The sequence below is a fragment of the Paenibacillus sp. strain BS8-2 genome (genome assembly GCF_054483835.1).
The window spans coordinates 5,820,424-5,834,087 of sequence record NZ_CM137010.1 but is presented as its reverse complement, the minus strand read 5'-3'; the positions used below and the strand labels follow the sequence as shown (position 1 = coordinate 5,834,087).

The window sequence follows — 13,664 nt, the reverse complement described above, 5'->3', positions numbered from 1 at the left end:
AACATGTATCATAAATCAAACGGTTACAGATTATTTTCGATATTCAATTACACACTGCTCGCACTAATATGTATAACCTGCGTGCTGCCGCTTATTCATATTTTGGCTGTCAGCTTCAGTGCCAGCGCGCCGGCTAACTCCAATCTCGTAGGCCTGACGCCGATTGGCTTCAACTTCGAAGCCTACACCAAGACGCTGAACAATGATAACTTCCACAATGCGCTTCTTATGGGGTTGGAGCGGACGGCGCTCGGAACGGCGGTCGGCATGTCGCTCATGTTGCTCGCTGCTTATGCCTTGTCGAAGGACGGACGAGGCTTCAACAGTCGGTCGATCTACGTATGGTTTTTCTTATTCACAATGCTTTTCAGCGGCGGGATCGTACCGTCCTACATGTTGATTCGTAATCTGGATTTGATGAACTCGATCTGGGCATTGGTATGGCCGCTTGCGATTAACGTCTTTAACATGGTGCTGCTGATGAACTTCTTCCGCGCAGTGCCGAAGGAGCTTGAAGAGGCATCTCTCATCGACGGAGCCGGACATTTCCGTACACTTTTTAGCATCTACCTGCCGATATCGATGCCGGCGATTGCTACAATTTCGTTATTCACGATGGTCATGCATTGGAATTCGTGGTTTGATGGTTTACTCTATATTTCGGACTATCGCAAATATCCGTTGTCGACGTTCCTCCAGACGATTATCGTTCAGCAGGATTTCAACAAAATTAATCCAGATGTGAATGAGCTGAAAAACATCTCGCAACGAACAGTTAAGTCCGCCCAGATCTTTATCGGCACGCTGCCGATCTTGCTCGTGTACCCGTTTCTGCAACGTTATTTCGTCAAAGGCATCATTTTGGGAGCGGTCAAAGAATAGGCGACAAAATGGCATCAATGACAAAAAAGTGGTCTTTCAAGGTTGTGAAAGCGGTATTATGATTAAATTATAACGATATAGAAATTATCGTTATTTATAACATTATTTAACTTACAGGGGGTAGCAGTATGAAGAAGTGGGTATCAACGTTGCTCGTGCTTACATTTGCAGCATCCATTGCAGCATGCTCTGGAAACAACAATGGCGGCAATGAAGGCAGCACAGCAACAAACAAACCTAGCGACAATGGCGGTCAAGCTACTAGCACAGCGGAGGAGAACGGATTTGCAGACGGCAAATATACGACGCCGATTACACTGACGACTGTATGGGGCCTGAATGAGAACGGCGCGATCTTCAAGGATGGCGAATCGATCGAAAACAATATTCTAACCCAAACGATCAAAGAACGTCTTGGCATCGAAATCAAATATAACTGGGTTGTAACGAACACAAATGATGCTTACAAAACGAAGCTGCGCCTGATGCTCTCCTCCGGTGAGAAAATGCCGGATGTCGTTGCTTACCGCGGCGACTTGGAAACGGTTAATATGTTAATCGACTCTGGACAATTCATGCCAGTCGGCGAATTAGTGGATCAGTACGCAAACGATATTTACAAAGAAGGTCTGGAGCTTGATCCGGCGATCTGGCTGCCGATTACTCGCGATGGCAACAAGATGGCGCTTCCGATTCTGGACTACGCATATAACGGCGACCATGTCATGTGGGTCCGTCAAGACTGGCTGGACAATGTTGGGCTGAAAGCACCAACGAATATCGCTGAGCTGGAGACTGTTATGGACGCATTCGTCAATGGCGATCCAGACAAGGACGGCAATAAAAATACAATCGGACTTGCAACAGGCTTCAAAAACGGCTTCAACAACTGGATGACGGATATCGGCTTCGTTTTTGGTGCTTATGGCACGATGCCTGGCCAATGGAACCTGAACGCAGAAGGTAAGCTCGAGCATGGCTCCGTGAACCCTGCTGCTAAGGATGCGCTTGGAAAGCTGAAAGAGTGGATGGATAAAGGCTACATTTCGCAAGATTCCGCGTTGTATGATGAGTCTGCAGGCTCCGAGCTCTTCACGAAAGGCGAAGCAGGCATTATGTTCGGACCGAACTGGCTGCCAGCATGGCCGTTCCCGGATCTGAAGACTAACGTGCCAAGTGCGACGTTCAAAGCTTACCCTGTACCAGCAGGCAACGATGGCAAAATTGGTTCAGCCGGCGGCAACCCGCCATCGAACGGCTACCTCTTCATTAATAAAGATGCGAAGAACCCGGAAGCTGTCCTTCATTATTACAACTGGTTCTTCGAAAACACGGCGAACCCGCAGCCGGACAGCGAATTCGCAAACGGCTTCAAAGAAGGATATGATTACGCACTGTTGCCGGATGGCAGCTTGACGGCGGATATCGCCAAGTATCCTGAGCTGTTCCCTGGCCTCAAGGACAAAGCAGCACCACCGCTGTTCTACTCACTGACATACGAAGGCGCTCGTATTCCTAGTCTGTATGCCGACACGCACATCAAGCTTGCAAGCGGCGCTGCTGCAGAAACGCCATACGAGAAACAAGAGTTTAATACACGTACCAAAGAAAATACAGACGCTATGAAAGTTGTCGTCGATCAGAAGGATATTCGGATGAAAAACTATTACATGGGTCCATTGACCGAAACCATGCAAAGCAAGAACGAGCTTCTGAACAAGCTGCTCAACGAAACCTTCAGCAAAATCATCTACGGTCAACAACCGCTTGATTCGTTCGACACGATGGTTGAGAACTGGAACAAGTCGGGCGGCGAGCAAATTACGAAAGAAGTTAACGAATGGTATGATAAAGCGAAATAAAACCAACACGAAGTAATGATTCAAATGAACTAGAAGCTTACATCCAAGCAGCCTGCCATCTTAGCGTTTCTTTACCGGACTTTAAGGGGCAGGCTGCTTTTCCTATGTCTATGAAAGCGTAATCAAATTAGATTCGTTGGAAAAGGAGAACTGGAATGTACAAAAAAATCCGAAATAAGTGGTTGATTTGGTTGTTGATTGTAACCGTGGCATGCAGCATGATCCCGGCTCAAGCTTCGGCTGACACGGCTGCTCCAGTGGCAATTGCAAAGACGGGAAAGGCCTGGGGAGAAGAGCTCATGAGAGATTGGATCGCGAAGGGTTTGCTCTCCGGCTTCCCCGATGGGTCATTACGTCCCGACGAATCCGTCACGAGAGCGCAGTTCGCCAAGCTGCTCCATACGATATTCCGGTACATAGCCGATGATTCGAAGGAGTTTACTGATGTCTCAGACGGTGCGTGGTATGCGGAGGATGTCATGTCCGCTGCGGCGGCGGGCGTTATCGCGGGATATCCGAGCGGCGAGTTTAAACCAAATGAGCCGATTACACGTCAAGATGCAGCCAAGCTCCTCGACGCGGCGTTCCAGCTTAGATCCATGGCGACAAAGTCGGCAGGCACTGGATTGGTTGGTTTCAGCGACGCAGCCGCAGTTCAAGACTACGCGAGAGGGGCGCTCACCCGATTAGTTGATGAAGGTTATTTGAGCGGTTATCCGGATGGTACGCTGCGCCCGCAGCAAGCCATGAACCGCGTTGATGCGGTATCGCTGCTTGCGGCTCTGGCCGGTGAAACGATTGGTCGTTCCGGTACCTTCCGTGATGTTTCTTATGCAGGCAACGTGCTGATCCAGACGAGCGGCGTGAAGCTCGTAGGTTCGAATATCGCTGGCCATGCGTATATAGCACCTGGCGTCGGCGAAGGAGAGGTAATATTCGAGGATACTACAATTGAAGGAATGTTGTTTGTTATGGGGGGCGGCATACATAGTATCCACCTCAATGGCTCCGACGCCAATCATATTCATGTGAACAAACAACAGGGACCGGTTCGCATCGTGATCGGCTCCGGCTCGAATGTCGATTCGCTTGATGTAGAGAGCGAAGCGATCATCGAAGTACTGGATGGAGCGAATGTGGAGGAGCTGAATTTCCGCGAGGGAGCCGAAGGGAGCGAGCTTCGTCAACGTGGCGGCACGATCGGCGGAATCACCAATAACGCTGGTGTACCAATCGGCGGCGGCAGTGGAACGGCGATTCCGCAACCTACGCCAATCGTGACAGCTGGACCGGGTACGGGATCACCGGAACCTACGGTGGAGCCGTCCCCGAGCCCGACCGTAAGCCCAACGACAGCGCCGGCCAAAACGTGGAAGCTCGTATGGAACGATGAGTTCGACCGATCCGGAGATCATTTGGACAGTAACGGAATCGATTTGGACAAATGGGGATATCAGCTCGGTACGGGCTCGCAGTATGGGCTGGACGGCTGGGGCAATCTGGAGGAGCAATATTATCTGAAGGACAATCTGTATGTCGATCCTGATAGCGGGATGCTTAAAATCACTGCCAAGAAGGAAAGTCACGAAGGGAAGCCATATACGTCGGGCAGAATCTATACGGAGCCGACCTTTAGCCAGACGTACGGCAAATTCGAAGCCAAGATGAAGCTTCCCGTTGGGGATGGCATCTGGCCAGCCTTCTGGATGATGCCGAAGGATAGCAAGTATGGGGGCTGGGCAGCATCTGGTGAGCTCGATATTATGGAAGCGAGAGGACGCTTGCCGCAAGAAGTGGGAGGCACGATCCACTATGGCCGCAGCGCGCCGAATAACAAAGCAACAGGAGACGAATACCACTTTCCGGAAGGAGAAGACATAACAGGTTTCCACACGTATGGAGTCGAATGGGAGCCGGGAGAAATCCGCTGGTATGTCGACGGCGAGCTCTATCAAACCTTAAATAACTGGGATAGCTGGGGGACGGGATTGCCGGCCAAATATGCCTATCCGGCTCCGTTCGATGAACCGTTCTGCATGATTATGAACCTAGCCATTGGAGGCAACTATGACGGTGGACGTAAGCCGGCGGATAGTGATTTGCCTGCCGAGATGATTGTGGATTATGTTCGTGTTTACGAGCCGGACGGCTGGTCCTACAGCATACCGAATGAGCCTGTTTTCCATGAAGAGCCTTATCCTGAAGGATATAAGACTCCAATCGATGGTAATTTTGTATACGACACATCGTTCACTCAACCCATTAAGGAAGTGGCATCTTCTGGCGTAACACTGAATGAAGACTATTGGAACTTCGTTCATGTAGACACATTCGGAGGCGATGGAGAGATTGCGATTGAGAACATCGGTGGTGTTCCATTCGCCAAGAGTGAAATTACGAACGGCGGAAGCCAGAACTACTCCGTTCAGCTCATTCAGAACGTTTCACTTGGCAAAGGTAGATGGTACAAGCTGACGTTTGACGCACTGACCAGCGATAATCGGTTCATATCTGCGAAGTTTGGCGGCGGGGAGTCGCGAGGATGGGCGACATATTCGGATAATCAAAGCTTTAGTCTATCTGATACGGCACAATCGTACGAGATGGTCTTCCAGATGACCGCCAATTCCGATAACTTGGCCCGTCTAGAATTTAATTTGGGTCTCAGCACGAAGCCGGTATGGATCGGCAATGTTAGGCTGGAGGAGACGGAGGCGAGTGATCCGTATAAGGAAAACGATCCCAAGACACCTCTCGCGGACGGCAATCATGTGTACAATGGAACCTTTGATCTAGGTCGTACGGACAGATTGACGTATTGGTCCTTCGAAGCGGTTAATGGGGCGTCTGCACAGGCAATGGTAGATTCCAGCGATCGCGATTTGTCCGTGGCTATCACAGATGGAGGAGAAGCAGGCGACATTGTACTTAGGCAGAATGGTATTGAGCTGGTCGAAGGAAACGACTACCGGCTAACGTTCCGCGCGGCAACCGATGAGGTTCGAACGATTAGCCTACAATTAAAGGCAGCAGGCTCTGAGGTATACGCAGAGGAGCAAATCGAAATTTCGCCAGGCGAAATCAGCGAATATACGGTTGACTTCCGGATGAATGGGGCGACGAATCGCCAGGGAATTCTTGCATTTTTGTTAGGAGGATCGTCTGGCAGCATCACACTCGATGATATCAAGCTTGTGAGTCTAACCAATGATTTGCCGCTTGAGAATCAATTCGTACTCAAAAACGGGGATTTCTCGAATGGAAAGCTATTCTGGAGCGAGCATGTTCAAGGACGTTACGATAACTGGGATCATGCAACGGCGTTCACCGTTCAAGACGGGGCGATGAAAGTATTTGTTTCGAGTACGGGTAACAATGCGTGGGATGTCATGCTGATGCAGAACGACTTCCAATTAAAGACGGCACAGACGTATATAGTGACAGTGGATGCTCGATCTTCGGTCGACCGCGAAACGGAGCTGGTGATCGACTCCGGATCTACGCGTCTATTGTCGGAGCGTGTAGCTCTGACGAGTGACTGGCAGACGTTCGCCTACGAATTGCCTGTAACGGCAGACGTAACGGCATCCTTTAAGATGCTGCTAGGCGAGCTGGAGAATGCGGCTGCAATCGGTTCACATGATGTGTTTGTCGATAACGTAAAGGTGGAAGTAAAAGGAGCGAGAGAGGCGGCTTTCTTGGCGGTCAATGGCTCGTTTGACGATGGATTGACAGGCTGGATCGCCCATGTGCAAGGTGTATACGACGGACCTTCGGAAGCAACGATTGCCGGCGATCATGGAGCATTGACGGCATCCATTACGCATGCGGGAGATATGGCTTGGCATGTGCAAGCTCTGCAAAGCGCGGTGGAATTAAAACGAAACCAAACCTACATCGTCTCGTTTGACGCGAGATCAACCTTGCCAAGATCCATTGAGGTAATTGCGGAGAATGCGTCGTATACCCGTTTCCTTAATGAGGTTGTAAAGCTGGAGGACTTCACCCAATCCTATGCATATGAATTCACGATGGGAGCGGATGAAGCCACGAGCTTGAAGTTTTTGCTCGGGAAGGTTGGGGACCTGGACGTGACGAGCGATCATCACATTTATATCGATAATGTGAGATTCGAGGTGAAGGGAGCCAAAGAAGCGACAGGAGAGAAAGTGAGTACAGGCAACGATATTAGGCTGCCTAATCCGCCGATCCTTTCGCCGGACGTTACTCATAATCTCGTGGATTCGCCTTTGTCCTTGACGTTCTTGGACCAGCCGGCTTGGCGCAGCTCCATTTACGAGGTTATGGTGAACGGCGTGTCGCTGGCTGGATCGGCGTACAATACCGAGTCGGGGGTACTGACGCTTGAAGCAAGAGCAATTGGAGCTGCTGGTGTTTATGTTATAACGATAAAAGCCGCAGGCTTTGAGCCGGCTTCGGTTACACAAGAGGTATTGGGCGAAGAGATGTGGACGCTCGTCTGGAACGACGAGTTTGACGGCACGGGCTCGCAGCTGGACGACAATGGTGTCGATCTGTCCAAGTGGGCTTACCAGCAAGGTACGGGCAGTGATTACGGGCTCGACAGCTGGGGTAACAACGAACTGCAATATTATAAGAAGGAAAATATAAAGGTCGAAGGCGGCAGCCTGCTCCTTGAAGCGAAACCTGAGAGCTATGGAGGCAAAACCTATACTTCCGGCAGACTATGGACTTCGCCTACCTTCGGCAAGGCATACGGCAAGTTCGAGGCACGCATGAAGCTGCCGGCCGGTCAAGGACTATGGCCCGCGTTCTGGCTTATGCCGAGAGATACCGAATATGGCGGATGGGCATCGTCAGGCGAGATCGATATTATGGAAGCGAGAGGTCGGCTGCCGGAGACGGTAGACGGTACGATTCATTACGGCAAGGGTTCTCCAAATAATAAGGCAACGGGCTCGCATTACGAGTTTCCAGAAGGCGAGGATTTCACCGGTTTTCATACCTATTCGCTGGAGTGGGAGCCGGGGGAGCTAAGATGGTATGTGGACGGCAATCTCTATCAGACCATCAATGATTGGCATAGCTGGGGTGCGGGACAGCCTGACAAATATGCATTCCCGGCGCCATTTGACAAAGAGTTTTATATCATCATGAATCTGGCTGTTGGGGGCAATTACGACGGTGGTCGCCTCCCCGACACGAATACGTTCCCTGCGACTATGGAGGTCGACTATGTAAGAGTATTCGATTTGACTGGCCGTCCTTACAATGAACCGGTTGAGCCGGAGCTTGTACCGGACGAATTCCCAGATGGCGGTAAAGCAGCCTTAGGCGGAAGCTTTATTTATGACATCGGTTATGAAGAAGGCATCCAAGATGTGACCGACGCAACGCCGGATATGGACCCCGTCTATTGGAATTTCCTGCATGATAATCAATTTGGGGGCTCCGGCACGGCCAGCGTCGATACGATCGACAGCATCAAGTTCGCGAAGCTGGATCTAACTGCAGGCGGCAATGCCAATTACGCCTTGCAGCTCATCCAATATTTGACGCTTGTCAAAGGAAAGGCCTATAAGTTGACCTTTGATGCTAAAGCATCGGCGAGCCGGAGCATGAGCATGAAATTCGGCGGTGATGCAAGCAGCAACTGGGCGATCTATTCGGATAATTTTGACGCCGGGTTAACGGAGGAGCTTCAATCTTACGAATATCGGTTCTTGATGACCGGCGACACGAATGCGGTAGCCCGGCTCGAATTTAATGTAGGGCAGAATACGGCGGATGTCTGGATCGGCAATGTCAGAGTCGAAGAGATCGATATGGTAAGCACACCTGATGATCCAAAGCTGCCGATGGACAACGGCAATCATGTATATAACGGATCGTTTGATCTCGGTACGATGGATCGTATGAAATATTGGCATGTCTTGCTGTCTGGGGAAGCGGAGGCGGAGCTGTTTGTCTTGCCAGATGAACGATATTTGACGGCTGATATTGTCAATGGCGGGGAGCAAACGTCAGACATCATCCTGAAACAAAAGGGGATCGGGCTGCTCCAGAATGACACCTATAAGCTTACGCTGGATGGATGGGCGGACGATGCTAGAGCCATTGAGGTTCGATTAACAGGGAAGGATGGGACGCTCTATGCCGGACCGTTCACGACTCAGCTAGGTACGGAGCGTGAAAGCATCGAAGTCGCTGTGTTCGATATGCCAGCCGGCGTTACGGATCGAGAAGCGCAGCTGGATATTCTGATCGGCGGCTCTGCAGCGCACGTATATCTGGATGATATAAGTCTCGTTAGAACCTCTAATCGCAATGTTGATTTCTCTGGAATCGATTTATATCCGGTGAAGAACGGAGAATTCTACTTCGGTCTCGACGGTTGGGAGCCGTTCACGCAAGGGGGAGCGGCAACGTTCTCCGGAGCCGGGGGAGAAGCTGTCATTGATGTAACGAATGTGGGGTCTGCAGGTTGGAACATCATGCTGAATCAATCCAATCTGCAACTGGCAGGTGGCCTCTCCTACGTACTTTCATTCGAAGCCTCGTCCAGCGTGGATCGGGACATCGAGGTGTCGTTAGAGAACGCAGGTTACGTTCGCCGTTTCTTCTCGGGGTCGCTCCCGCTTAATGAAGAGAAGCAACGCTTCGAATACACATTCCGGATACCGGCAGATGAAATCCTCGCGCTGAAGATCATGACGGGCAAGACGGCGCAAAGCCCATCAGGCGCTCATGAGGTGAAGATCGATAATGTTCGGCTCGCTGTGCAATACGCACCGCTGTTGCAGCCGGCCACGGTTCTTGCCGACACATCGGAGAACCGGATCGGCATGTCGGTAACATTGCCTTATTCGCCAACTGCTGGCTGGGCGGATGCGATTACGGAAATTACCCTAAATGGTTTGACTCTGAGTACGGACCTCTATTCGATTGCGGATGGCGCTTTGGTTATTGCGGCGGATGTTTTTGATCAAGAAGGCATATATGACATTGTGATTGCCGCTGATGGATTCGCAGAGGTTGTTGTTCATCAGCAGATGTTGGCGGGAGACGGTAATCTAGTGCTTAACGGCGGTATGGAGCAGGGACTTGCGAACTGGGATTCATGGGAAGGAGAAGGCGGTGACTCTACCATTACAGTTCAGGATGGAGCGGCGCAAGCGGTCATCCATTGGCATGGCGGCATGCACCCGACCTGGAATGTTCCTGTAGGCTGGTCTACTCAGTTTACTCAGACCGGAATCAAGCTTGAGGCTGGCCAAACGTATGAGCTTAGCTTTAACGCCTGGTCAACGGCGCAACGACCGATCGTAACGGAGCTTGGCGGTTATAACAACAATCAATCCGTCATATTCGGTTTGACGACTAATGCGTCGGATGTACACAAGACGACGCTTCGTCCTACAGGTGATATTCAATTGTCTCTGAAGTTTTTGCTCGGTAACGTGATAAGCGGGGCGCTTGTGACGCCGGATGCCGAGCATACCGTCTTTATTGATAACGTCGCGATCAAGGAAGTGAAGTCTCCGCCAGCACTGACGGCCGACTCCACGGATAATAAGCTTGGACAGCCGATCACCCTTCAATTTGCGGATAATGCTGAATGGAGGAGCGCAGTAACTGCGGTGCTTATCAATGACGTTGTAGCGTCTATGGATAATGTGACGTTAGAAGCGGGCAACCTGACATTGGCTGCGGAGCTGTTCCCGTCGACCGGCACATACGCGATCACGATTGAAGCTCCGGGTTACGGAGTGAACAGCGTGCAGCAGAAGGTGTTGACTGCCGCGCCTAACATCGGTCTCGCGCGTGCATCCAGCGCAGCCGCGTCAAGTGCGAACGGCACAGGCGGAGCAGCTTCCCGCGCTTTCGACGGCAATGCGGGCACGCGCTGGGAATCTGTTGCTGGAGTGGATCCACAGTGGCTTGCGATCGATCTCGGCGGTGTGTACACGCTTGATGCAGTGCTGCTCGAGTGGGAAGGCGCTTATGCGAAGTCGTATAAGCTGCAAATTTCGGATGAGGCTGCCCCTGGTGAGGGTGACTGGACGGATGTATTCTCTGAGTCTAACGGAAATGGCGGCCTAGATGAAATTACATTGCATGGCGAAGAAGCTAGACATGTGCGGATGTACGGCACCACTCGCGGTACAACATGGGGATATTCGTTATGGGAGTTCGCCATTTACGGCACGTTGGTTGGCGGAGGAGGAACGGAGCCGGGAGATGGCGATGGCGATGGCGATGGCGGTACAGAGCCGACCTCCACTAATCTGGCACTAGGCAGAACGGTTGTGGCATCCAGTGTTAATCCGGTATTCCCCGCCGCGAATGTGACGGATGGAAACGATGGAACGCGCTGGGAATCCGACTGGGCTCAGAACCAGTTGTCTCCATATGCGGCAGAATGGGTATACATCGATCTTGGCAGTACACAATCATTCTCCCGACTCGTACTAACCTGGGAGCGCGCATACGGCAAGTCGTTTGAAGTCCAAACAGCGTCCGCATCCGCTAACGATCTAGGCGCTGAGAGTGATGAATGGGTAACGGTGTTCTCGGCGAGCCGGGCACTTGGCGATAGTGAGCTGAAGGAAACCGTTACGCTGGAGCAGGCGGCATCAGGACGTTATGTCCGCATCCGGATTACGGATAAAGGATTCCCGCCGTATGGTCCCTCCTTATTCGAAGTTGAGATTTATTCGAGCTAGTTGCTCGCAGCAGGTATCGTAACAGCATGAAGTGATCGTCCTGCCCCTCTCGGTGATATTGATCTGGGAGGGGATTTTTGTGCGTTGCGAGAGTAGTTTGTTCGGCGTACCAATTGAGCTCCATAGCCAACATGATGGTGGGACTAACTAGCTCGCCCTTAACTAGCCTATGCCTGTCCAACTTGTCGTTTCCGCCGACATAACCGCCCAAAAAAAAGTTTTGGCTTTAGCTCAGAGCTACATTGTTCAAGCGAGTTTGTTTGTATTTTGCAGCAACTTCAATATAAAACTAATTAGGTCATAAGTGATGTATTAAATAAAAATATATGACTAATATATTGCGTCATATATAAATATATGATACATATTAAATAACTACCACAGATGAACGAGACGAGATTAGCAAATAGGTTGGCTGGTGCCCCGCACGTAGTTGCGGCCCATTTCACACGAAACACCTCGGCACGGCACGACAAAAAGAACGAGCTTGGTACACACGGGTACCGGGTACACGTCCACACACAATCAGGATGAGGAGAGAGTAACAATGGAGAGAGAGCTTGCGCTAGAGATTGTCAGAGTAACGGAGTTGGCGGCATTGGCTTCGGCGCCTTGGATGGGGCGAGGGGATAAGAATGGTGCAGACGGAGCCGCCACTTCAGCGATGCGGACGATGTTCGACTCCGTATCGATAAGGGGGACGGTCGTGATCGGCGAAGGTGAGATGGACGAGGCGCCGATGTTATATATTGGCGAAGAGGTAGGGAGTCTGAACGGGCCCGAGGTTGACGTTGCGGTGGATCCGCTAGAGGGAACCGAAATTGTAGCCAAAGGGCTTAATAATGCGATGTCCGTTATTGCGGTCGCAGGTAAGGGACAGCTTCTGCACGCGCCGGACATGTATATGGAGAAGCTTGCATATGGGCCTACGCTGGTTGGTAAGCTGAGCATTACAGATCCCTTAGAGGAGACATTGACAAAGGCGGCGGAAGCTCTGGGCAAAAAAGCGTCAGAATTAACCGTCATGATCCTTGATCGAACGCGTCATGAAACATTGATTAAAGTGCTCCGCAAAGTCGGAGTTCGAATCAAATTCCTGTCCGACGGTGACGTAGCCGGGGCAATGGCGCCAGCCTTTCCCGAGGCGGGGATCGATCTATATGTAGGCTCAGGCGGGGCTCCCGAAGGCGTACTTGCTGCAGCTGCGCTCAAATGTATGGGAGGAGAGCTTCAAGGCCGATTAATGCCGGCAGATGCCGCCGAATACGACCGATGTATTGCGATGGGCATCACCGAGCCATACAAAGTTTTAACCATGGACGATATGGTCGGAACAGAGGATGTTATATTCGCAGCTACCGGTGTTACGCCCGGAGAGTTTCTTGGCGGCGTACGCTATTTTCCGGATGAGAGAGCGGAAACTCACTCTATCGTGATGCGCGCCAAAACCAAAACGATCCGCTTCATCAAATCCATCCACTATCTTCCCAACAAGGCGCTTCTACAAATCGCAGATTAACGAGTAATTGAAAAGCGGAATGTCCCCGTGCTGCAAGCACGGTGGAACATTCCGCTTTATTTGATTGCTGATAGATGATGAGTTCGCTACGCTACTAATCCAGAGGTGGAGTCGTGACGTTTTCGCGTTCAGCCTGTTTGCGGTGGGCGATGCGGCTAGCGGCCGAAGCAGCGATTGCCCCTACGATATCGTCTAGAAACGTATGGATTTCTCCGCTTGTTTTGCTATTGAGACGTACCAGGATGCCGGGTTTTACTTTGTCGATATACCCGAAGTTGGTAAACCCAATGCTGCCATAAACGTTGACGATCGATAGGGCCAATATCTCGTCACAGCCGTATAATCCTTCATCGTGCTGAATCATGTCTTGCAGCGGCGGCAGCAGCTTGCCCTCTTCGGCAAGCATGTCAAGCTGGATGCCGGTCAAGACCGCGTTCTGCACCTCGCGTTTCGACAATACGGCGTCTACATGTATGATACATTCTTCCATTGTCAGCTCGGGGAAATAGTCCTTTTGCAAAAATAGAACGAGTTCCGCGATTTCGAGTTTGGTAATGCCTCTTTTCTCCAACCACTCCTCAGTTGCGTGCGCGACTTTCTGGCTATTCAGACTATACTTTGCTGGATTACTCATCTTCTTTGTACCCCCTCATGATTTTGTGGACAAAACTGGTCTAAAAAAGGGAAGGGCTC

General features: G+C 51.1%; 5 protein-coding genes. 4 read left to right on the top strand and 1 reads right to left on the bottom strand.

Features of this window, described 5'->3' with window-relative positions:
- The first annotated feature begins 3 nt into the window (after positions 1–3).
- From ACX1C1_RS25185 to glpX, 4 genes are all read left to right on the top strand, one after another.
- On the top strand, positions 4–882 hold the full coding sequence (locus tag ACX1C1_RS25185) for a carbohydrate ABC transporter permease (RefSeq protein WP_458954858.1): 879 nt from the start codon (positions 4–6) through the stop codon (positions 880–882).
- A 128-nt stretch (positions 883–1,010) separates the two neighbouring features.
- A complete protein-coding gene (locus ACX1C1_RS25180; RefSeq protein WP_458954857.1) occupies positions 1,011–2,744 on the top strand; it encodes an extracellular solute-binding protein in 1,734 nt (577 codons plus the stop codon).
- A gap of 155 nt (positions 2,745–2,899) precedes the next feature.
- On the top strand, positions 2,900–11,452 hold the full coding sequence (locus tag ACX1C1_RS25175) for a carbohydrate binding domain-containing protein (RefSeq protein WP_458954856.1): 8,553 nt from the start codon (positions 2,900–2,902) through the stop codon (positions 11,450–11,452).
- A gap of 547 nt (positions 11,453–11,999) precedes the next feature.
- Entirely contained in the window at positions 12,000–12,971 is a 972-nt protein-coding gene (gene glpX, locus ACX1C1_RS25170; protein WP_458954855.1) for a class II fructose-bisphosphatase, read from the top strand.
- A 94-nt stretch (positions 12,972–13,065) separates the two neighbouring features.
- Here the strand turns inward: glpX and ACX1C1_RS25165 are convergent, their stop codons facing one another.
- Positions 13,066–13,605 (bottom strand): phosphatidylglycerophosphatase A family protein, encoded by a 540-nt coding sequence (locus ACX1C1_RS25165; RefSeq protein WP_458954854.1) that lies wholly within the window; start codon positions 13,603–13,605, stop codon positions 13,066–13,068.
- Positions 13,606–13,664 lie beyond the last annotated feature (59 nt).